Origin of the sequence: Streptomyces sp. NBC_01261 (assembly GCF_036226385.1) — a bacterium.
Classification (GTDB): Bacteria; Actinomycetota; Actinomycetes; order Streptomycetales; family Streptomycetaceae; genus Streptomyces.
On sequence record NZ_CP108463.1, the window covers coordinates 3,184,606 to 3,204,622 of the forward strand.

A 20,017-nucleotide genomic window follows, 5' to 3' on the forward strand; every position below is an offset into this window, starting at 1 on the left:
GCTCTCGTCCGGCGTTCGCCGCGACGAGCGGGACGAGTTCAGCTCAGTGCGCAAAGGGGACGGTTCGACATCACCGAGCGCACAACAGGCTCAACGCCGGTTCTGCGCACGGTGCGTCACGCGGAGCCGTTCGTGCGCAGGGTTCGGCTGAGCCAGTCGGTGCGGGTTCGGCGGGCCGTGGCCGAGATGTCTGCCTGCGGGTACAGCGCGTCGAAGCCGTGGAATCCGCCTGCCCAGACGTGGAGTTCGGCCTGGCCGCCGGCCGCCCAGATGCGGGTGGCGTAGTCGGTGTCCTCGTCGCGGAAGACTTCGGCGGAGCCGGCGTCGATGTAGGCGGTCGGCAGGCCCGAGAGGTCCTCGGCCCGGGCCGGCGAGACGTACGCGGGCACCTCGCCGTCGGTGAGGTCGCCGAGTACGGCTCGCCAGCCGAACTCGTTCATCTCGCCGGTCCAGACACCGGGCACGCCGGAGTACTGGCGGCTGGAGGTGGTGGTGTTGCGGTGGTCGAGCATGGGGCAGATCAGCACCTGCGCGGCGATCGCCGGGGTGCCGAGGTCTCGGGCCAGCAGGGTGACGCCGGCGGCCAGACCGCCGCCCGCGCTGGCGCCCGCGACGACGATCCGGGTGGGGTCGATGCCCAGTTCCTCGGCGTGTTCGGCGGTCCAGAGCAGACCTTGGTAGCAGTCGTCGACGAGGGTGGTGCCGTTGACTTCCGGTGCGAGCCGGTACTCCACGGAGACCACGACCGCGCCGAACTCGTCGAGCCATTCCAGCGGGATGTCGATCTGCGAGAAGCGGTCGCCCATGACCATCCCGCCCCCGTGGATCCAGTAGACGCAGGGGGCGGCCGTGGAGCGATCGGTGTTCGCGGGGCTGAAGACCGACAGGCGGATCCGGGCACCGTCCTCGGCCGGCACGCTCACCTCACGCCTGTCGACCTGCCGGTGTGCCAGGAGCGAGTCGACGGGCGGCGAAGGGAACTGCCGCAGGTGCGCGAGAAGTTCCGGGGTGAGCTGGGACATGAGGGGCATGTCGCTCAGCAGCTCGCGCAGTTCGGGGTCCAGGGCGGGACGTACCGGGGTCATGGCGTGGGCCTTTCGTAGTGCGGGGCGGACGAAGACGGGAGCGTCCGGGCGGGTGGCCGGGTAGCGGGTCGAGCGGGTCGGCAGATGGGCCCGAAGGCTCAGAACGCGGCCTTGCCGAGGACCGGGACGTAGTCGGTGTACTCGGACTCCTTGGCCAGCAGCCCGCCGATCCGCGCCACGATGGCCTGGGCGGCCTCGCCGGCGAAGATCCGGTGGTGGTCCTCCTCGCTGGTCCAGCCCTCGGTGACATGGACGACGTCGGGGTCGGACGCGGAACGGGAGACGAGGTAGACGACGCAGTGTTCGCTCGCGCCGGGGCTGCCCTCGTCCAGGCCGGTCAGCAGCAGGTCGACCAGGCCGCTGCCCATCCCGGGCTTGGCGGTCAGGGTGGCGTTGAAGCCGTAGTTGGCGAGCATGGGTCTCTCCTTGGCAGTGATGGAGTGCGGTGATTCCATTCAATGCCCCTGACCTGCTGAAATGTTAGAACGATGCTCGCGAGCACTTGCACGATCCTCGCGTTCTCGGGAGCTGTACCGCCGCGGGGTGCTGCAATGGACGCATGTCCCTGGAAGAGTTCCGAACCCTGCTGGACCGGCATGCCCGGCCCGACTGGACCACCGCCATCGACGGCGTCCTGATCTCGAAGGTCGACCGGCCGGACCCGCCCGCGCCCTCCATGTCCGGCACGGTGGTCGCCGTCATCGCCCAGGGCGCCAAACGCCTCGCGCTGGGCGAGCGGGTCTACGAGTACGGCCCCGGGCAGTACCTGGTCGCATCCGTCGACCTGCCCGTCACCGGGCAGTTCACCCAGGCCGACCCCGAGCGGCCGGCCCTCGGCTTCGGCCTCACCCTGGAACCGTCCGCCGTAGCCGAACTCCTGCTCCAGGCGGGGCCCGGCGACCTCCCCCGCACCGGCGGAGTCACACCGTCGGGCATCGCCGTCAGCGACGCCTCACCCGCCCTGCTCGACACGGTGGTCCGGCTGTTGCGCCTGCTCGACCAGCCCCGCGACCGGGCCGTCCTGGCCCCGCTGGCCAAGCGCGAGATCCTGTGGCGGCTGATCACCGGCGAGCAGGGCGCGACGGTGCGCCAGCTCGGCCTCGCCGACAGCGGCCTCAGCCATGTCTCCCGGGCCGTGCGCTGGATCCGCGAGCACTACGCGCAGCCGTTCCGGGTCGAGGACGTGGCGCGGCTGTCCGGCATGAGCGTCTCCGCCTTCTACCGCAACTTCCAGGCGGTGACCGCGATGAGCCCCATCCAGTTCCAGAAGCAGATCCGCCTCCAGGAGGCCCGGCTGCTGCTGGCCACCCACCCCGGAGACGTCACGGGGGTCGGGCAGCGCGTCGGCTACGACAACCCGTCGCAGTTCAGCCGCGAGTACCGCCGCCAGTTCGGTGAACCCCCGAGCCGGGACGCGGCCCGCCTGCGGAACATCGCGCGCACCCCCGCGGGCATCCTGCCCTGAGCGGAACCGGAGAAGAAAAGAGGATCGTGCAAGTAGTGGGGAGAATACTTCTACTATCTCCCCAGGTAAGAGCGATGTACTGGGATCAGAAGTTCTTCCGCAGAGTAGGAAAATGCCTGCTCGTCGCGGATCCCACCACATCGCGAGGATCACAGCATGAAGACAGTCCTGATCACTGGTGCCTCATCCGGATACGGGCGGGCGACCGCCCTCCACTTCCACGCGCAGGGGTGGAACGTCATCGCCACGATGCGCACCCCGCGTGCGGGTGTCCTGCCCGAGTCGGACCGGCTGCGCGTCGTCGAACTCGACGTGACCAAGCCGGAGACCATCACCGCCGCGTTCGAGGCGGCGGGGCCCATCGACGTCCTGGTCAACAACGCGGGCGTCCCGTCGATCGGCGTCTTCGAGGGCACCCCCATGGACCGGGTGCGGGACGTCTTCGAGACCAACACGTTCGGCGTGATGGCGACGACGCAGGCCGTGCTCCCCCAGTTCCGCGAGCGGGGCTCCGGCGTGGTCGTCAACGTGACCTCCAGCGTGGTGCTGGGCCACATGCCCCTCTCGGCCGTCTACAAGGCGAGCAAGATGGCCATCGAGGGGTTCACCTCGTCCCTCTCGCTCGAACTCGCGCCCTTCGGTGTGCGGGCGAAGACGGTCGAGCCGGGCGCCTGCCTGACGACCAACTTCGCCGCCAACGCCACGAACGGCACCTCGGTGGACGAGCTGGTCCCGGCGCCCTACGCGGCATGGGCGAAGAAGACCATGGACTCCTTCACGGGCCAGGACCTGTTCACCAAGGAGAGCGACGTCGCCGAGACGGTGTGGCGCGCCGCGCACGACACGACCGGCCAGCTGCGCTTCCCGGCCGGCCCCGACGCGGTCTGGCTCGCCCAGGCCAAGTGATCACCCGGCAGGCGACATGACGCCGTACCGATGCACAAGCCGGCCCCGCACGCAGGTGCGGGGCCGGCTCGCTGTCCCAGAGCGCGCTCACCACCCCGCTACGTGGTGACCGGCCGGCGTCAGCTCTCTTCAGGCGTCAGCCGCAGCGAAATGGAGTTGATGCAGTACCGCTGATCGGTCGGCGTGGCATAGCCCTCGCCCTCGAAGACGTGCCCGAGGTGCGAACCGCATCGGGCACACCGCACCTCGGTGCGCACCATGCCGTGCGAGCGGTCCTGGATCAGTTCGACCGCGTCGGTGTCCTTCGGGTCGAAGAAGCTCGGCCAACCGCAGTGGGACTCGAACTTCTCGGTGGAGGTGAAGAGTTCGGCGCCACAGGCCCGGCAGGAGTAGACGCCCTTCGTCTTGGTGTCGGTGTACTCACCGACGAAGGCGGGCTCCGTGCCGGCCTGCCGCAGCACCGCGTACTCGGCCGGGTTCAGCTCCGCGCGCCATTCCTCGTCCGGCTTTTCGACGTCGTACGACATGAAGCTCAGCCCCTTACTTCGCGAGACGGTCCAGGATCCGCGGGCCGAGGTCTGTCACATCGCCCGCTCCCATGGTGAGAACCAGATCACCGGGCTTCGCCATTCCCGCGACGGCCTCGGGTACGTCCGCCTTGTCGTGGACGGGGGTCACGTCGGCGCCCGCGGCGCGCGCGGCCTCGATGATCAGGTCGCTGGTGATGCCGGGGATCGGGTCCTCGCGGGCCGGGTAGATGTCCAGGACCAGCGACGCGTCCGCGAGGGCGAGGGCCTGGCCCATCTCCTTGCCGAGTTCCTGGGTGCGGGAGAAGAGGTGGGGCTGGAAGACGACCAGCAGCCGGGCGGAGGAGGCCGCCGCGCGCATCGCCTCCAGGTCCGCGGTCATCTCCGTGGGGTGGTGGGCGTACGAGTCGATCACCTGGACGCCGGCCGCCTCGCCCTTGAGCTGGAGACGCCGCTTCACGCCCGTGTACGCGGCGATCGCCGGCGCCAGTTCCGCGGCCGGGATGCCGAGCGCGACGCCGGCGGCGAGGGCCGCGACGGCGTTGCTCGCGTAGTGGCGGCCGGGGACCGAGACGGTGAAGGTGAGTTCCTCCCCGCCGAGGAGGACCGTCACCTCGCTCTTCAGGCCCTGCGCGACCACGGAGCGGATGCGTACGTCGGCGTCCTCCGCCTCTCCGTACGTCACCGTCCTCACGGAGTCGGACACTCGCCGCGTCAGCTCCCGCGCGCCCTCGTGGTCCGCCGAGATCACCAGGGTGCCGTCCGGCACGATGCGGTCCGCGAAGGTCTGGAAGGACTCGTAGATCTCTTCCATGGACGCGTAGTTGGCGTGGTGGTCGAGCTCCACGTTGAGGACGATCGCGACCTCGGGGGCGTACTTGTGGAAGCTGCGGTCCGATTCGTCGGCCTCGGCGACGAAGATCTCGCCGTCGCCGTGCAGCGCGTTCGAACCGGGGGCGTCCAGGTCGCCGCCGATCGCGTACGACGGATTCAGGCCCAGCTCGGTCAGGGAGACCGCGAGCATCGACGTCGTGGTGGTCTTGCCGTGCGTGCCCGCTACGGCGATCGGGCGCAGGCCGTCCATCAGGCGGGCCAGCGCGTCCGAGCGGTGGACGACCGGGATGCCCAACTCGGCCGCGCGGGCCAGCTCGGGGTTGTCCTCGCGGATCGCCGACGACACGACCACACAGGTGGCGTCGTCGGCGAGGTGCTCCGCGGCGTGCCCGATGTGCACAGTGGCGCCCAGGGCGCGCAGGGCGTCGGCGGTCGCGGAGTCCTTGGCGTCGCTGCCCGCGACCTTCGCCCCGCGCTGCGCGAGGATCTTGGCGATCCCCGACATCCCGGCCCCGCCGATGCCGATGAAGTGCGGTCGGTCCATGGCGGTGGGAAGGCCGGGTGCCATGCGTGTCTCCCTGTGCGTGCGTGCTCGTACGACTGAATACGACCGGCTGACCAGCGACCGGCCGAATACGACGAATGCGGCGGATGTTCAGCTGTCCAGTGGCAACCCTATGCGGTGCCACTGACAATCACGGACACCCGTCGGGCCGTCCCGCCGACCGCTACTCCTTGCTGTGCGAGAACAGCTTCAGCACCGGTACGCCGACCTTGTGACGGGCGCGCGAGGCCCAGTCCCGGTGGAAGAACTCCTCCACGTAGTGGGGATCGGTCAGCACGATCACCTCGTCCGCGCCGATCTCGTCCACCAGGGTCTTCAGCGCGTCCAGCGGGTGGTCCTCGATGAGCCGCCCCCGCGCCTCGCTGCCGGCCGCGTGCAGGGCCGTCAGGGACACCTCCAGAGCCTGCGTGCCGAGTGCCGCCGCGTCCTTGCCCTCGGGGGTCTCCCGCTCGTGTGCCGCCTCGTCGAGTTCGCCGAGGGCGACGTCGTCGATGGCCCGCAGCAGGCGGTCCGCCTGGTCGCCGCGGGGCTGGAGCAACACGTGGAAGGAGACGGTCTCGTCACCGTGCAAGGTGGTGACGAACTCCACGTCGGCGGACGTAAGGGCCTTCTCGATCATCAGTACGCTTGTGAACACCAGGCGCCCCTTCTCCTTCGAGGACCCGCGGGCCCTCTCTCCTCCGTGGGCCGTCGAGGCCCTGCGGAAACCATCCTGCCCCGTGATCGCACGGGTACTGCCGGATTTAGTGTGCCCGTCGAAAGACAAACGGAACGGATCATTCCGCCCGGTCTCAGGACCGACGGTAGCGACCGAACAGGAACCCGGCCTCTTCCAGCAGGGACACCAGTTCGAAGCGCTGGGGAACCTTAACCGACGGCCCGCCGGAGATCCGCTGCGCCTCCCCCGCCACGAGCATCGGCGACAGGGTCAGACACAGCTCGTCGAGCACCCCGGCGGCCACGAACTGCCCCAGCAGCCGCGGCCCGCCCTCGGCCAGCAGCCGGGTGTGCCCCAGTTCGGCGAGCGCCTGTACGGCCCGTGCGGGGTCCACGCCCGCGCCGTCACCGGCGACCACCACCCGGGCGCCCGCCTTCCCGGCGGCCGCGACCCGGTCCGGCGCCGCCTGGGCGCCCGTCAGGATCAGCGTCGGCACCAGGGGCGAGGCGAAAAGCGGAAGCGAGAAGTCGAGGTCGAGGCTCGCGGTGACGACCGCGATCACGGCGGCGGGACCCTGCCCGGCACGCGTGCGTGCCGCCGCGAACTCCGCACGCGCGCGTGCGGGCCGATAGCCCTCCTGGCGTACCGTTTCCGCACCGACGACCACGACATCCGCCAGCGCCCTCAGCGTGCCGAAGATCCGCATGTCCGCGTCTCCGGAGATGGGCTGCGAGCGCCCCTCGTGCTGACCGGCCCCGTCGAGCGTGGACACCATGTTGGCGCGCAGCCAGGGGCTGTCGGCGGCGGGGTAGGCGTACGCCTCCGCCAGCTCCGAAAGCCCCCACTCCCGGTCCGCCCCACGCACATCGGGGCCCCTGTTCGAGGCCTGGGCTGCTGTTTCATCCGTCACAGGGAACAGGCGTCGCATGTCGTGCAGTGTGGCACGCCCCCTAGACTGATGAACCGTGTCATCCTCCTCCGCCGCCTCCGGGATCAGCCCGATAGCAGACGCGGCCCCGCTGTCCCTGTGCACCCGTGAGCCGCATGTCCCCGCGGACCGGCTGGTCGCCGAGATGGTGCCGCCGCCGCGCTTCGACTCGGTGCGCTTCGCCACGTACATCCCGGACCCGAACCAGCCCAGCCAGACCGAGGCGGTCGGCGTCCTGGAGACGTTCGCCGCCGGACTCGGTGGGGCGCACTCCGCCGGCGCCGCCAAGCGCGGCTTCCTCGGCTTCGGCAAGGGCAGGGCGAAGGCTCCGACGGGCCCCCGTGGCGTCTATCTCGACGGCGGGTACGGCGTCGGCAAGACCCACCTCCTGGCCTCCCTCTGGCACGCGACCCCGGCCGAGCCCGCGCTCAAGGCCTTCGGCACCTTCGTCGAGCTGACGAACCTGGTCGGCGCGCTCGGCTTCCAGAAGACGGTCCAGACGCTCTCCGGCCACCGCCTGCTGTGCATCGACGAGTTCGAGCTGGACGACCCGGGCGACACCGTCCTCGTGTCGACCCTGCTCGGCAAGCTGGTCGACGCGGGCGTGGCGCTCGCCGCGACCTCCAACACCCTGCCGGGCAAGCTCGGCGAGGGCCGCTTCGCGTCCGTCGACTTCCTGCGCGAGATCCAGGGCCTGTCCGCGCACTTCCGCTCGCTGCGCATCGACGGCGACGACTACCGCCACCGCGGCCTGCCGGAGGCCCCGGCCCCGTTCTCCGACGAGCAGGTGACGAAGGCGGCGTACGCGACCGCAGGCGCCTCCCTCGACGACTTCCCGCACCTGCTCGCGCACCTCGCCAAGGTCCACCCCAGCCGCTACGGCGCCCTCACCGACGACCTCACGGCCGTCTGCCTCACCGACGTCCAGCCGATACCCGACCAGTCGACCGCGCTGCGGCTCGTCGTCCTCGCGGACCGGCTCTACGACCGTGAAGTGCCGGTCCTGGCCTCGGGGTTGCCCTTCGACCAACTGTTCAGCGAGGAGATGCTGAACGGCGGCTACCGCAAGAAGTACTTCCGCGCGATCTCCCGCCTCACCGCGCTGGCCCGGGACGCCAAGGGCCTCGTCAAAACCGCCTAGTTCACGCCAGCCCAGGTGCGGTTTTCACGCTCTCTTACATCGGAAACGCTGCGTTAACCCTGCAAACAACTTCACCGGGTTACCGTGTTACTTGACCAGCCATTGACCCGGCCTTGGTCTGTACTAGGTATACGAACGGGCTGAAGGGGGGCGCATGTTCCGAGGTAGGACGGCTCGGACCGTCTTGGCGCTCCTCACTCTCGTCCTGTTCGCCCTCCAGTTCTTCGCTTCCACGGAATCCTTCGCACCCGCGCACACAGCGCGTCATGCGGAGGCCAAGGCACAGCCCGGGCTCAAGCTCAGCGGCAAGGCCATGCGCGCCGAGACGATCACGTTCCGCGACTGCGGCGCCTCCGGGGCTCCCACCGTCCCGCTGCGCCTGCGCGACCGATACCGCTCCGCCGACTGCGGACCCGAGACACCCGAACGCCCGCTCCTGACACAGGACCCGGCCGCCGTACGCACCCCTGTGGCGCCCGGCACGGCGCGGCATCGCACATCGAGATCCTCAACAGCACACACTCCGGCGGCACTTCAGGTCTTCCGCTGCTGAGAGCTGAGCAGGCAGTCAATTCCCCCACGCACACTGTCATGCAAGCCCGACGCGCCCAGAGGGCGCGCCAGGAGGAGCCAACACGCCATGCAGCCCCTCATCGACAACGCCCGTACGTTCGGACAACGCCCTGAGGAGTTCGCCGGACTCGCTGAAGGCCAGTCCCCGCAGGTGCTGTTCATCACCTGCTCCGACTCCAGGGTCGTGCCGGCCCTGATCACGGGCGCCCGCCCGGGCCAGCTCTTCGAGTTGCGCACCGCCGGCAACATCGTCCCGCCGTACGCCTCCGGCAGCCCCACCAGCGAGGAGGCCACCATCGAGTACGCCGTGGAGGTGCTCGGCGTCCAGGACGTCGTCGTCTGCGGCCACTCCCACTGCGGTGCCGTCGGCGCGCTGGTGCGCGGCGACGACCTCGCCGCCGTCCCGGCCGTACGCGACTGGCTCGCGCACGCCGCCGACGAACCCGCCCCGAGCGACCCGGCCGACCCGACGGTCGCCGGGGCCGTGCAGAACCACGTGCTCGCCCAGTTGCTGCGACTGCGTTCCTACCCTTGTGTGGAGCGGCGGTTGGCGGACGGACGGCTGCGGGTGCACGGCTGGTACTACGAGGTGCACACCGGTGCCGTGCTCGAACACAGCGCGGACACCGACCGGTTCGAGGCCCTGTGAGCCGCGCCATGGACCTGAGGAAGAACAAGAGGAACAACCCGAAGAAGAACGACGGCACGCCCAAGTTCCCTTATCTACGGCAGGACTTCGCGGCCTCGCTCGTGGTGTTCCTGGTCGCGCTCCCGCTCTGCCTGGGCGTGGCCGTCGCCTCCGGTGTGCCGGCCGAACTCGGCCTGGTCACCGGCATCGTGGGCGGGCTCGTCACCGGACTCATGCGGGGCAGCAGCCTCCAGGTGTCCGGGCCCGCCGCCGGTCTGACCGTGCTGGTCTTCGAGGCGGTGCGGGAGTACGGGCTGCCCGCCCTCGGAGTCATCGTGCTCACCACCGGTGTGCTTCAAATCGCCATGGGCGTCCTGAAGTTGGGGCGCTACTTCCGGGCCATCTCGGTCTCGGTCGTCGAGGGCATGCTGGCCGGCATCGGACTGGTGCTGATCGCCGGGCAGTTGTACTCGGTGGCCGGGGCGAAGGCCCCCGCCTCGGGGCTGGACAAGATAGCCGAGCTGCCCGGCGCGCTCATCGACGCCGTCGGGAGCACGAAGGCGCTGGCCTCGCTCGCGCTCGGCGCCGCCACCATCGCCGTACTGGTGCTGTGGAAGCGGATGCCGGCCAAGGTCCGTACGGTGCCTGGTCCGTTGGCCGCCGTAGGACTGGCGACGCTCGCGGCGCTCGTCTTCGGGCTGCCGGTGGCGACCGTCGAAGTGCAGGGGCTGCTCGGCTCGTTGCAGCCGCCGCCGCTGAGTGCGTTCGGTGAGCTGGCGCAGGTCGGGGTGCTGGGCACGATCGTCGCGTTCACGTTGATCGCGTCCGCCGAGTCGTTGTTCAGCGCGGCGGCCGTGGACCGGCTGCACTCCGGTCAACGCACCCAGTACGACAAGGAGTTGGTGGCGCAGGGCGCGGGGAACGCGCTGTGCGGGATGCTCGGCGCGCTGCCGATGACCGCGGTGATCGTGCGCAGCGCGGCGAACGTGCAGGCGGGCGCGCGGACGAAGGCGTCCCGGGTGCTGCACGGCGTATGGCTGCTGCTGTTCGCGGCGCTGCTGCCGAACGTCCTCGCCTACATCCCGATCCCGGCCCTGGCGGGCATCCTGGTGCACGCCGGCGCCAAGCTGATCCCCGTGCGGCAGATCGTGTCGCTGTGGCGCGAGCACCGGGGCGAGGCGCTGATCCTGGTCGTCACGGCGCTGTCGATCGTCGCGGTCAACATGTTCGAGGGCGTTCTCATCGGCCTCGCGCTGGCCGTCGCGAAGACGGCGTGGGAGGCCTCGCACATCAAGCTGGAGGTCGTCGACAAGGGCGCGGGCCCGGTCCAGGCCTACCTGTCGGGCAACGCGACCTTCCTGCGGCTGCCGAAGATCCTCGACAGCCTGGAGGCGCTCCCCCAGGACCGCCCGGTCGAACTGCACCTCTCCGGCCTGCACCACCTCGACCACGCCTGCCGTACGGCCCTGGAGAACTGGGCCGAGCGGCACAGCGCGGCCGGCACCGAGCCGGTGAAGGTCACGGCGATCGAGGCCACGGCCACGGCCGTGAAGTAGCGGTGCCGGTGCCTGCTCCGGGGTGGTCGTGGCCCCGGAGCAGGCACCGGGCATACCCTTGCAGGAGCAGACAAAACGGCCTCTCGACGAGGGGGTCAGAATGCTCCAGGAACTACTGGTGGCGGGCGCGGCAGCCGGTTCCGCGTGCGTGGTCTACGTGGCCGCGGCGGCCAGGGTCGTCAAGCAGTACGAGCGCGGGGTGGTCTTCCGCCTCGGGCGGGTGGCCGGCGAGGTGCGGGCGCCCGGGTTCACCATGGTCGTCCCGTTCGTGGACCGACTCCGCAAGGTCAACATGCAGATCGTGACGATGCCGATCCCCGCACAGGAGGGCATCACCCGCGACAACGTGACCGTGCGCGTCGACGCGGTCGTCTACTTCAGGGTCGTCAACGCGGCCGACGCGATCATCACGGTCGAGGACTACCGCTTCGCGGTCTCGCAGATGGCCCAGACGTCACTGCGCTCGATCATCGGCAAGAGCGACCTCGACGATCTGCTCTCCAGCCGCGAAAAGCTCAACCAGGGGCTGGAGTTGATGATCGACAGCCCGGCCGTCGGCTGGGGCGTGCAGATCGACCGCGTCGAGATCAAGGACGTGTCCCTCCCCGAGATGATGAAGCGCTCGATGGCCCGCCAGGCCGAGGCCGATCGCGAACGCCGGGCCCGGATCATCAACGCGGACGCCGAGTTGCAGGCCTCGAAGAAGCTGGCGGAGGCCGCCGGGGTGATGTCCGAACAGCCCGCCGCACTCCAACTCCGACTGCTGCAAACAGTGGTGGCGGTCGCTGCCGAGAAGAACTCGACCCTGGTGCTCCCCTTCCCGGTGGAGCTGCTGCGCTTCCTGGAACGCGCGCAGCCGCAGCAGCCGCCTCCCGCTCCGCCGCCTCCCGCCGTGGACCAGTAGTCCCGCCCGCTGACTGGCGGGCACGGCCCCCGCGCCGCAGGATCGAGGGAGCCGACCGGAAGGGGTGCCCCATGGCCGAGAAGGGCGCGAAGCGCAAGAGCGGGAAGAAGAGCGGGGCGGTCCCCGTCGCCGACCTCCTGCGCGTCCCCGCCGGCCGCCCGGTCGACCTCTCCTCCTACGACGCTGCAGCCACCCCCGGCGGACCCGCCGACAAGTCCGCCGGCCTCAAGGACACCGCCCGGATGGGCGAACACCTCGCCGACCTGCAAGAACGCCTCTGGGCATCGAGCACGGCCGGCGACGGACGCCGTCTGCTCCTCGTCCTCCAGGGCATGGACACCAGCGGCAAGGGCGGCACGGTCAAGCACGTCATCGGCCTGTTCAACCCCTCCGGCTGCCGGATCAGCGCCTTCAAGGCACCCACCCCCGAGGAGCGGAAGCACGACTTCCTCTGGCGCATCAGACGCGCCCTCCCCCACCCCGGCGAGATCGGCATCTTCGACCGCTCCCACTACGAGGACGTCCTCATCGCCCGCGTCCGCGAACTCGCCCCGCACCGCGAGATCAACGACCGCTACACCCAGATCAACCGCTTCGAGAAGTCCCTGACCGACGACGGCGTGACCGTCGTCAAGTGCTTCCTCCACATCTCCTACGACCAGCAACAACGCCGCCTGCTGGAACGCCTCGACAACCCGGACAAGCACTGGAAGTTCAACCCGGGTGACATCGCGGAACGCGCCCTGTGGCCCGCGTACCAGAAGGCGTACGAGATCGCCCTCGACCGCTGCTCCACGCCGGAGGCCCCCTGGTACCTGATCCCGGCCGACCGCAAGTGGTACCGCAACTGGGCGATCAGCCGCCTCCTCCTGGAACACCTGACGGCACTGGACCCGCAGTACCCGAAGGCGGACTTCGACGTGGCCAAGTCCCGGGAGCAGCTGCTGAGTTCGGGCTGAGCGGGGACCGGTACGGTTCACCCATGGCATGGCGGGAACGGACGTATCGGATGGTGGACGGGGAACGGATCGAGGGGGTCTGGTGCCACGTCTGGCGACGCACCGACTTCAGTGGTGAGTACTACGTCGACGATCTCGTCCTGTATGCCGACGGGAGCGTCTCCTGCGGTGCCAAGGATCTGCCCGGCCTGAAGAAACACCTGGACACGGGCCAGTTGGCGCTCACGTCTCCCGACGCTCCCGACCGGCCGGACGAGGAGTCGAAGTGGCGTTCCCGGTGGGGCCGGCCGCGCACCCCGGAGAGTTTTCTGCTCGAAGTCGCCGACCGGGTCGAGGAGTTGAACGGCCGCCCGACCGCCGGGAGCCGCCTCCGGGAGGCGATACGGCGCTTCGTCGGGGAGCCCAGCCAGGCGAACCGGGAGCTGCTGCGGAAGGCGTATCTCGCCGTGCCGCAGCACCTGCGCATCTTCGTGCTCGGTGACATGGACCGGCAGGACCGCCCGCTGCGGATCCTCCTCACCGACGTGGGCGTGCCCGTCGACGGGGACGGTCCCCTGGTGACGGCGGAGATGCACGAGGCCCAGCTGGAGTACTTCCAGCGCGGGGAGGCGGCGCTCGCGGAGGCGGAGCGACAGCGGGCCACGCTCCATGCGGACGACCCGGTCACGGCCGGACGGCCGACCGTCACCTCGCACCAGACCGTCTACCCACGGGGCTGGCCTACCGAGCCGGGCCTGTTCATGCTGCGGAACGAGTTCCCCGCGCCCATCTCCTACGACGGCGAGACGTACCCGTCCGTCCTGCACGGCTACTGGGCCCTGTCGGCGGCCGACCCCGCCGACCGTGCCCGTATCCGCGAGGCGCCCTCCGGGCGGGACGCACAGGAGCTGGGCGGCGAGGTCGTACGTCGGGACGGGTGGACCGGGCTGCGGCTCGCGGTGATGGCGGGGCTGCTGCGGGCCAAGTTCACCCAGCATCCGGATCTCGCGGCCGTCCTGCTCGGCACGGAGGACGCGCGGATCAGTTACACCGGCTTCTCGGACTCGCGGTTCTGGCTCGACGTCCGTGCCGACCGGGGGCGCAACTGGGTGGGGCGGCTGCTGGAGCTGGTCCGGTCGGAACTGGCCCTGGCCCAGGAGACGCGGGGAGTCCGCCAGACAGAGGGAATCCGCCAGACGCGGGGAGGCCAGGGGACGCAGGACACCCAAGGAGTGCATATAACCGGATAATCCCTTTTGCTGCGTTACGTTCGCTCGGTGACCATTCGAGTACGACGAGTCGCCGCCGCCTGTGCACTCGGCGCCGCGCTCACCGCCTGCGGGGCCCCCTCGGCGCCCCACGCCAGCCGTCCGGCGCCCAGCGCGCCCACCGCCGCCGTCTCACGGCCGCCCACGCTCGCGCCCGGCCCCGCCGGTCTGACCCCGGTCTTCAAGAACGGTCCGCGAGAGGACGGCAAGACCGTCGCGCTGACCTTCGACGCCGACATGACCGCCGACGAGGGGCCGCGCGCGGCGGCGGGCGAGCACTTCGACAATCCGCAGCTGATCTCCACGCTGCGCACGCTGAAGGTGCCGGCGACCGTGTTCATGACGGGCCGGTGGGCCGACGAGTACCCGGCCGAGGCCCGCGCCATCGGACGCGACCCGCAGTTCGAGATCGCCAACCACTCCTACAGCCACTACGCCTTCACCGGTGACTGCTACGGCCTGCCGACCGTGTCCCCGGAGCGGATGAAGGCGGATGTGGAGCGCGCGTACACCGCGTTCAAGAAGGCGGGCGTGCCGAACGCGATGCCGTACTTCCGCTTCCCCGGCGGGTGCTACGACCGGCAGGCGCTCAAGACGCTGAGCGCGGTCGGTGTCACGGCGGTGCAGTGGGACGTGGTGAGCGGCGACGCGTTCGCGACGGACTCGGACGCCGTGGCCCAGCAGGTGCTGGAGGGTGTGAAGCCCGGCTCGGTCGTCGTCATGCACTGCACGCGGAGCGCCGCCCCGGCGACCGAACGCGCCGTCCGCATGATCGTGCCCGAGCTGCGGAAGAAGGGCTACCGGTTCGTGAAGGTCTCCGAGCTGATCGGGGCGACGGACCGGCACCGCTGAGGTCGGCCGGGGTCGGCTGGTGGCGCGCTCCTCTTACGCTGGTCGTATGAGCGACGAAGAGCCGGCGCCGGCGTACGCGGAGTGTGTGCTGTGCCAGGAACCCACCGAGTACCCGGAGTCGTACAAGGGGATCACGCTGTGCCCCGTCTGCGAGTGGCAGGAGGCACAGCGCACCGCCTGTTCGGGGTGAACGGCGGGAGGTGAGTGCCCTGGTCAGCGGCATCGCGGGCACCGCCCGGCCGGATGGGCGCGCGACGGAGTCGCACCATGTCACAGCCCCGCGCCCCTGGGGAGGTCCTCGCAGCGGTGTTCCGAAGAGCCGATCTTCCGCCTGGCAGACTGGAGGGCGTGACCAGTGATGCCATCGTTCCCGGCGACAACGCCGACCCCTTCCTCAACGAGCCCACCGTCCGCGACGAGGCTCCGCAGTTCGTGCTGCCCCTGGTCGTGCGGATCGAGCGGGATGCTCCCCCGGCCCGAACCGACGCGCTGGAGACCGCCGCTCGGGCCGTACTGACGATGCTCAGTGATGAGCGGGCCGTCGGGGACGGGGAGTGGGCGCAGGTCATGCGGGACTGGCAGGACGCGCGGATCCGGAAGGTGGTCCGGCGGGCGCGCGGGGCCGAGTGGCGGCGGGCCGAGGCGCTGCCGGGCATCACCGTGACCGGGAAGTCGGCGGAGGTACGGGTCTTCCCGCCCGTCCCGCTCGACGGCTGGCCCAAGGACCTGGCCCGGCTCCAGGTCTCGGGCACCGACCTCGACGACCCCGAGCCGCCGGCCGACGCCGACCCCACGGCACCGGTGCTCTGGCTGAACCCCGATCTCGACATGTCGGCCGGCAAGACCATGGCCCAGACCGGCCACGGCGCCCAACTCGCCTGGTGGGAACTGTCGGACGAGGACCGGACCGCCTGGCGCCAGGCGGGTTTCCCGCTCTCCGTCCGCACCGCCGACCCCGGCCGGTGGACCGAACTCACCGGCAGCGGGCTGCCGTTGGTCAAGGACGCGGGCTTCACGGAGATCGCGCCGGGCTCGGCGACCGTAGTGGCGGAGCATCCGGCGCTGCGGCGACGAGGCTGATCCAGCGCAACCGAGGCGCCCGCGCCGGCCGTTGCGGAAGACGTACGGCCGTGTCGGCGGCCTGCCCTGCGGTATCGGAGCCTGCCCGACGGGCAACGGCCGGTCGCCGACGCCCCGTCGGCCGTGTGATCTTCTTCCGCCCGCTCAACTCGGCGCCGCCGACATCTCCTCCTCGCCCTCGGGTGCCTCCTCCGCTGTCCGGGATCTGCCGTCGCGACGGTCCAGCCCGCTCAGCACCGGAACCGTCATGACCGTCATGACCGTGGTGACCAGGGCGACCAGGACGAGCGCGGTGAACAGCTCCTCGCTGACGATGCCGGCCGACAGACCGATGGCAGCCGCACGAGGGACCCGGACTACCCCTGCCGGCTGTCGACGGCCCGGGGTCCGACCGGAGCGGGCCGGGTCCACGGGATCAACGCCGGAACGCGGGCGCGGTAGGCGTCGTAGGACGCACCGAACCGGTCGGCCATCATCCCGTCCTCTATGCGCACCCGGCGCAGCAGCCACGGCACGGCGACGGCCAGGAACACGATCCATATGCCGAAGCCGCAGGCCAGCATCCCGCCGAGGACGAGGCCGAGGAGGCCGGTGTAGATGGGGTGCCGCACTATGCGGTACGGGCCGTCGGTGCGCAGTTCGTGGTGTTCGTGGAGCAGCGGGATGCTGGCCCACATGACGCCCAGCACCCAGCGGGCCCACAGCAGCAGCGCGGTGGAGGCTACGGAAAGCACGGCGCCCAGGATCGCGAGCTCGGGCTGCCAGTACTGGAGGTGGTGCCAGAAGGAGTCCGGTGAGTGTCTGATCAGCAGGGAGACGGCGTAGCAGCCCACGAACAGCAGTGCCCGCCGGGGCAGGGTGCGGCGGAGGCCGTGTGCCCAGCCGGACAACCCGGCCTCGCTCTTCACGCCGAAGTAGAGGGCGCCCGCGATCCAGGCCACGAGGAAGATCGCGACACAGATGCCGGTGAGAGCGACGAGTGCGGAATGTAGTGAGCCCATGGCACAAGGCTGCGCCCCGACCCGCGTCGATCACCACCACCCACGGGCTGATTCAGTGGCTCCACCCTCGGGTGGAGATCCATGGCTCACGCCATGACTCACGGTCGGGGTGACTCGGATCACGACGGATCGTGGCATCGGACAGCCCTGCCGCGGCGTCTCCCTTCTGACAGTCCACGAGGGGGTACCGGCAGTGCGCCGTGGCTACAAATGGGTCGACCGCGAGCTGGCCCGGATGGATCCGGACACCGATTGGGAGCGCATGATCTCGCTCTACGTCGGCCACCGCGTCCCCGAGTTCGCGCTGGCGATGATGGTCTATCCGGGCACCATGCGCATGATGCAGCCGGGCTTCGGGTCCGCCACCCTCGCCCACACCGGGAAGCTGGAGACGCGGCCCCGACGGCGTTTCGAGGACGGCAACGCGTTCCTGATGGCCTGGATGGTGGACGGGTTGTCGAGCGCGGCGGGCCGCGAGGCCGCCGGACGACTCAACCGCATGCACCTGGCCATCGCCCGTGGGACACCGCACCTGCCCGGCAACTTCGACGACGTCGACGACTTCGTCTATCCCCTGGTCCTGCTGGCCACGTTCGCCGACCGTCTGCAGACCTCGCTCGGCCTGCCGGGTACGAGCGAGAAGATGAAGACCGCCTGGCATCGCTGGGCGCGGACCCTCTTCCTCCTCCTGGAGCGCGAGTCCGGCCCGCTCGCCGACGAGGCTTTCCCGGAGGACTGGGACGCGATGACCGAGTTCGCCCTGAAGTTGGAGTCCCGGCCGTACGAGGAGACGGAGTCCGGCCACCGGGTGGCGACCGCGATGATGGAGTTCTTCGCCGCGTACTGGTTCCCCACCCCCTTACGGGCGTTCGGCAGGGACCTGACCCGGTATCTCGCCGGCGAGCGGGTCTGCCGGCTCCATCGGATCGGCTGGCTCTCCCCTCGCCGCGAGCGTGCCGTCCGCCTCTTCCTGAAGTCCGCGTTCCTCGCCCAGCGCCTGCTGCCCGACTACCGCAGGCCGCTTCCCCAGCGGCTACGGCAGACCCGACGCGGGCCGTCCGCCACGAGCGCCCCCTGAGCGTGCAGCGCGTCAACTACCCAGCATCTTCAGGGTCCTTCGGTGCCACACCAACGGACTCCTCTCATCGTCGGACCGCATCGCGAGCACCCGCAGCACGATGATGTCGTGGTCGCCCGCCGGATAGCTGTGCTCGGCGGTGCACTCCAGCCACACCGGTGCGCCGTCGAGGAAGATCGCGCCGGACTCCGCCTCCACCGTGCGCAGGTCGGTGAAGCGGGCCGCCTTGCTGCGGGAGCCGAGTTGGCGGGCCTTGTCGCTGTGGCCCTCCCCCAGGACGGAGATGCCGATGGCCTGCGCGCGGGACAGGACCGGCCAGGTCGTCGAGGTGTGTTGTACGGCGAAGGAGACCATGGGCGGGTTGTGGGAGACGCCGACCGCGAAGGACGAGACGATCATGACGGTCGGGTCGCCGTGGACACGCGCGGAGAGCGCCGCGACCCCCGACGGGAACCCGGAGAACGCCCTCGTGATCTCCCCGGGATCCGAGGTGATGCCGTCCAGATCCTCCAGGCCGGCCATGCCTTCCGTTGCCGTCATCGTGCAACCCCCGTCCGTATCGGGCCTCATGACGCCTCGTCGGGATTCATCACGCGACTCCTGTGGGTAGTTGTGGCGCGGCGGACACCGGCAGGGCTCCGTTGCCGGGAGGCTCGGTACGAAGGAGTGCGCACGCCAGGAGGCAGAGCACTCCGACCGCCGCGAGCCCGCCGAGCGTCGTCGCGTAGCCGTGGCCGGCCAGCAGCACCGCGCACACGGCACTGCCCAGCACCGCGCCGAGTTGCTTCATGGCGTTGAAGGTTCCGGATGCCGCCCCGACCTCGTCCGGGCCGACCGAGGTCACCGCCGCGATCGAAAGGGGCGACCAGACAAAGGAGTTGGCGACCCCGTACACCGCGAAGGTGACGGTCAGTGCGGAGATCGGGGCGTCCGTCGCCACGAGCACCGCCGACGTCCCGATGGACAGGACGAGAGCGCCGGAGCCGATGACGGCGACCGCGCGGGACCCGATGCCGTTGTTGAGCCGGGCCGACACCGGAGCCCCCAACAGACAGACCACGCCCATCGGTACGAGGGTGAGGGCAGCCGCGCCCGCGTCGAGCCCGCGCTCCCGCTGGAGGTACAGCATCAGCGGGATCATCGCCGACCCGGAACAGAAGGCCGCGGCGGCACCGGCCCAGGCCGCGACGACGAACCCCCGGCTGCGCAACAACTCGACCGGCACCAGGGCGCGTTGACCGTCCCGGCGCTGGAACCACACCACGCCCGCGACCACCACCACACCGACGGCGACGAGCAACCACCGTGGCACGCCCAGCACTTCACCACTCGCCGCATCCGTGCCCTGGATGCCGATCACCAGCGCGCCGACACCGCTCGCGTTCGCGCAGATCGCCCACACCGGGATGCGCGCATCCTGCCGCGGCAGGACCGGTACGAACACCGCCACGGCCACCAACGCGCCGACACCGACGGGGACGTTGACCCAGAACACCGCGGGCCAGCCCCCGGCGGCGACGAGGAATCCACCCAGCAACGGCCCGACAGCCACCGCCGCTCCCCCGACCGCACCCCACACCCCGAGCGCTACCGCGAGCCGCGGCGGCCGGAACAGCGCCTTGATGAGGGTCAGGCACTGCGGTGTCATCAGCGCGGCACCGATGCCCTGCACCACCCGCCATGCGACAAGTGCCGTGATGGAGGCGGCAGTCGCGCACAGCAGCGAGCCGAGCGTGAAGGCCGCCAGCCCGACCAGGTGGACGCGCCGATGGCCGTAGCGATCCCCCAGTCGTCCCGCGACGACCAACGGCACCGCGTAGGCGATGAGATAGCCGCTGTTGACCCACATCGCGGCCGTCTCGTCGGCGTGCAGCCCGGTGATCAGGGACGGCAGCGCGACCGAGGTGATCGTGCTGTCCAGCAGGAGCATGAAGAACCCGGTGCAGAGACTGCCGAGTGCGAACCACTCGCGCCGCACGCCCGCGCCCCCAGCCCCACCCGCAATCGCGCCCGCACTCACCGCGGGCATC

23 protein-coding genes are annotated in these 20,017 nt (G+C 70.4%); 13 read left to right on the top strand and 10 right to left on the bottom strand.

Annotated features, from left to right (window positions below; all coding sequences use genetic code 11):
* Nucleotides 1–116 precede the first annotated feature (116 nt).
* A complete protein-coding gene (locus OG226_RS13770) occupies nt 117–1,085 on the bottom strand; it encodes an alpha/beta hydrolase (RefSeq protein WP_328677443.1) in 969 nt (322 codons plus the stop codon).
* A gap of 98 nt (nt 1,086–1,183) precedes the next feature.
* On the bottom strand, nt 1,184–1,501 hold the full coding sequence (locus OG226_RS13775; RefSeq protein WP_328677444.1) for a putative quinol monooxygenase: 318 nt from the start codon (nt 1,499–1,501) through the stop codon (nt 1,184–1,186).
* A gap of 143 nt (nt 1,502–1,644) precedes the next feature.
* On the opposite strand from OG226_RS13775, the gene OG226_RS13780 reads away from it, so the two are divergent.
* Both OG226_RS13780 and OG226_RS13785 read left to right on the top strand, forming a co-directional pair.
* On the top strand, nt 1,645–2,550 hold the full coding sequence (locus OG226_RS13780; RefSeq protein WP_328677446.1) for an AraC family transcriptional regulator: 906 nt from the start codon (nt 1,645–1,647) through the stop codon (nt 2,548–2,550).
* A gap of 156 nt (nt 2,551–2,706) precedes the next feature.
* The gene (locus OG226_RS13785; protein WP_328677448.1) at nt 2,707–3,456 is read left to right on the top strand and encodes an SDR family oxidoreductase; all 750 of its coding nucleotides are present in this window, start codon (nt 2,707–2,709) and stop codon (nt 3,454–3,456) included.
* 119 nt (nt 3,457–3,575) lie between these two features.
* On the opposite strand, the gene msrB is transcribed toward OG226_RS13785, so the two are convergent.
* From msrB to OG226_RS13805, 4 genes are all read right to left on the bottom strand, one after another.
* Nucleotides 3,576–3,983 carry a peptide-methionine (R)-S-oxide reductase MsrB gene (gene msrB / locus OG226_RS13790; protein ID WP_328677450.1) on the bottom strand — a complete coding sequence of 136 codons (408 nt, stop codon included), beginning with the start codon at nt 3,981–3,983 and terminating at the stop codon, nt 3,576–3,578.
* Nucleotides 3,984–3,996: 13 nt separating this feature from the next.
* Nucleotides 3,997–5,385, bottom strand: coding sequence for a UDP-N-acetylmuramate--L-alanine ligase (gene murC, locus OG226_RS13795; protein ID WP_328677452.1), 1,389 nt, complete (start codon nt 5,383–5,385; stop codon nt 3,997–3,999).
* Nucleotides 5,386–5,545: 160 nt separating this feature from the next.
* Nucleotides 5,546–6,019 carry an indole-3-glycerol phosphate synthase gene (locus OG226_RS13800; protein WP_328677454.1) on the bottom strand — a complete coding sequence of 158 codons (474 nt, stop codon included), beginning with the start codon at nt 6,017–6,019 and terminating at the stop codon, nt 5,546–5,548.
* A 154-nt stretch (nt 6,020–6,173) separates the two neighbouring features.
* Nucleotides 6,174–6,968, bottom strand: coding sequence for a pyrimidine reductase family protein (locus OG226_RS13805; RefSeq protein WP_328677456.1), 795 nt, complete (start codon nt 6,966–6,968; stop codon nt 6,174–6,176).
* Between the two features lie 37 nt (nt 6,969–7,005).
* On the opposite strand from OG226_RS13805, the gene zapE reads away from it, so the two are divergent.
* The 10 genes from zapE (at nt 7,006) to OG226_RS13855 (ending at nt 15,908) form a co-directional block, all read left to right on the top strand.
* On the top strand, nt 7,006–8,109 hold the full coding sequence (zapE, locus tag OG226_RS13810; RefSeq protein WP_328677458.1) for a cell division protein ZapE: 1,104 nt from the start codon (nt 7,006–7,008) through the stop codon (nt 8,107–8,109).
* 154 nt (nt 8,110–8,263) lie between these two features.
* Nucleotides 8,264–8,662 (top strand): hypothetical protein, encoded by a 399-nt coding sequence (locus OG226_RS13815; protein WP_328677461.1) that lies wholly within the window; start codon nt 8,264–8,266, stop codon nt 8,660–8,662.
* Nucleotides 8,663–8,749: 87 nt separating this feature from the next.
* Nucleotides 8,750–9,331 carry a carbonic anhydrase gene (locus OG226_RS13820; RefSeq protein ID WP_328677463.1) on the top strand — a complete coding sequence of 194 codons (582 nt, stop codon included), beginning with the start codon at nt 8,750–8,752 and terminating at the stop codon, nt 9,329–9,331.
* 8 nt (nt 9,332–9,339) lie between these two features.
* Nucleotides 9,340–10,866, top strand: coding sequence for a SulP family inorganic anion transporter (locus tag OG226_RS13825; RefSeq protein ID WP_328677465.1), 1,527 nt, complete (start codon nt 9,340–9,342; stop codon nt 10,864–10,866).
* A gap of 100 nt (nt 10,867–10,966) precedes the next feature.
* Complete coding sequence (locus OG226_RS13830) at nt 10,967–11,770, top strand: slipin family protein (RefSeq protein WP_328677467.1); 804 nt, start codon at nt 10,967–10,969, stop codon at nt 11,768–11,770.
* 71 nt (nt 11,771–11,841) lie between these two features.
* Nucleotides 11,842–12,729: a PPK2 family polyphosphate kinase gene (locus tag OG226_RS13835; RefSeq protein WP_328677469.1), complete on the top strand. Its 888-nt coding sequence runs from the start codon at nt 11,842–11,844 to the stop codon at nt 12,727–12,729.
* 23 nt (nt 12,730–12,752) lie between these two features.
* Nucleotides 12,753–13,958, top strand: coding sequence for an NADAR family protein (locus OG226_RS13840; protein ID WP_328677472.1), 1,206 nt, complete (start codon nt 12,753–12,755; stop codon nt 13,956–13,958).
* A 27-nt stretch (nt 13,959–13,985) separates the two neighbouring features.
* Complete coding sequence (locus OG226_RS13845) at nt 13,986–14,828, top strand: polysaccharide deacetylase family protein (protein ID WP_328677474.1); 843 nt, start codon at nt 13,986–13,988, stop codon at nt 14,826–14,828.
* A gap of 46 nt (nt 14,829–14,874) precedes the next feature.
* A complete protein-coding gene (locus tag OG226_RS13850; RefSeq protein WP_317888587.1) occupies nt 14,875–15,018 on the top strand; it encodes a hypothetical protein in 144 nt (47 codons plus the stop codon).
* Between the two features lie 158 nt (nt 15,019–15,176).
* On the top strand, nt 15,177–15,908 hold the full coding sequence (locus OG226_RS13855; protein WP_328677476.1) for an aminoacyl-tRNA hydrolase: 732 nt from the start codon (nt 15,177–15,179) through the stop codon (nt 15,906–15,908).
* A 144-nt stretch (nt 15,909–16,052) separates the two neighbouring features.
* On the opposite strand, the gene OG226_RS13860 is transcribed toward OG226_RS13855, so the two are convergent.
* Both OG226_RS13860 and OG226_RS13865 read right to left on the bottom strand, forming a co-directional pair.
* A complete protein-coding gene (locus OG226_RS13860; protein WP_328677477.1) occupies nt 16,053–16,319 on the bottom strand; it encodes a hypothetical protein in 267 nt (88 codons plus the stop codon).
* Entirely contained in the window at nt 16,265–16,909 is a 645-nt protein-coding gene (locus OG226_RS13865; RefSeq protein ID WP_328677479.1) for a methyltransferase family protein, read from the bottom strand. The genes OG226_RS13860 and OG226_RS13865 overlap by 55 nt, the downstream gene beginning before the upstream one ends.
* Nucleotides 16,910–17,102: 193 nt before the next feature.
* Here OG226_RS13865 and OG226_RS13870 point away from each other — a divergent pair, with 193 nt between their 5' ends.
* Nucleotides 17,103–17,987: a DUF2236 domain-containing protein gene (locus tag OG226_RS13870; protein ID WP_329349122.1), complete on the top strand. Its 885-nt coding sequence runs from the start codon at nt 17,103–17,105 to the stop codon at nt 17,985–17,987.
* Between the two features lie 12 nt (nt 17,988–17,999).
* Here the strand turns inward: OG226_RS13870 and OG226_RS13875 are convergent, their stop codons facing one another.
* Complete coding sequence (locus OG226_RS13875) at nt 18,000–18,527, bottom strand: flavin reductase family protein (RefSeq protein WP_328677482.1); 528 nt, start codon at nt 18,525–18,527, stop codon at nt 18,000–18,002.
* 49 nt (nt 18,528–18,576) lie between these two features.
* Nucleotides 18,577–20,016, bottom strand: a complete 1,440-nt coding sequence (locus tag OG226_RS13880; RefSeq protein WP_328677484.1) for an MFS transporter — start codon at nt 20,014–20,016, stop codon at nt 18,577–18,579.
* Between the last annotated feature and the right edge of the window lies 1 nt (nt 20,017).

What these genes read in the sequence shown, in the direction of transcription:
- OG226_RS13865 (WP_328677479.1), bottom strand. Translation starts at nt 16,909, where the DNA reads ATGGGCTCACTACATTCCGCACTCGTCGCTCTCACCGGCATCTGTGTC.
- OG226_RS13820 (WP_328677463.1), top strand. Translation starts at nt 8,750, where the DNA reads ATGCAGCCCCTCATCGACAACGCCCGTACGTTCGGACAACGCCCTGAG.
- OG226_RS13835 (WP_328677469.1), top strand. Translation starts at nt 11,842, where the DNA reads ATGGCCGAGAAGGGCGCGAAGCGCAAGAGCGGGAAGAAGAGCGGGGCG.
- OG226_RS13775 (WP_328677444.1), bottom strand. Translation starts at nt 1,501, where the DNA reads ATGCTCGCCAACTACGGCTTCAACGCCACCCTGACCGCCAAGCCCGGG.
- msrB (WP_328677450.1), bottom strand. Translation starts at nt 3,983, where the DNA reads ATGTCGTACGACGTCGAAAAGCCGGACGAGGAATGGCGCGCGGAGCTG.
- OG226_RS13785 (WP_328677448.1), top strand. Translation starts at nt 2,707, where the DNA reads ATGAAGACAGTCCTGATCACTGGTGCCTCATCCGGATACGGGCGGGCG.
- OG226_RS13815 (WP_328677461.1), top strand. Translation starts at nt 8,264, where the DNA reads ATGTTCCGAGGTAGGACGGCTCGGACCGTCTTGGCGCTCCTCACTCTC.
- OG226_RS13805 (WP_328677456.1), bottom strand. Translation starts at nt 6,968, where the DNA reads ATGCGACGCCTGTTCCCTGTGACGGATGAAACAGCAGCCCAGGCCTCG.
- OG226_RS13850 (WP_317888587.1), top strand. Translation starts at nt 14,875, where the DNA reads ATGAGCGACGAAGAGCCGGCGCCGGCGTACGCGGAGTGTGTGCTGTGC.
- OG226_RS13825 (WP_328677465.1), top strand. Translation starts at nt 9,340, where the DNA reads ATGGACCTGAGGAAGAACAAGAGGAACAACCCGAAGAAGAACGACGGC.
- OG226_RS13770 (WP_328677443.1), bottom strand. Translation starts at nt 1,085, where the DNA reads ATGACCCCGGTACGTCCCGCCCTGGACCCCGAACTGCGCGAGCTGCTG.
- OG226_RS13780 (WP_328677446.1), top strand. Translation starts at nt 1,645, where the DNA reads ATGTCCCTGGAAGAGTTCCGAACCCTGCTGGACCGGCATGCCCGGCCC.
- OG226_RS13840 (WP_328677472.1), top strand. Translation starts at nt 12,753, where the DNA reads ATGGCATGGCGGGAACGGACGTATCGGATGGTGGACGGGGAACGGATC.
- OG226_RS13875 (WP_328677482.1), bottom strand. Translation starts at nt 18,527, where the DNA reads ATGACGGCAACGGAAGGCATGGCCGGCCTGGAGGATCTGGACGGCATC.
- OG226_RS13830 (WP_328677467.1), top strand. Translation starts at nt 10,967, where the DNA reads ATGCTCCAGGAACTACTGGTGGCGGGCGCGGCAGCCGGTTCCGCGTGC.
- OG226_RS13880 (WP_328677484.1), bottom strand. Translation starts at nt 20,016, where the DNA reads ATGCCCGCGGTGAGTGCGGGCGCGATTGCGGGTGGGGCTGGGGGCGCG.
- murC (WP_328677452.1), bottom strand. Translation starts at nt 5,385, where the DNA reads ATGGCACCCGGCCTTCCCACCGCCATGGACCGACCGCACTTCATCGGC.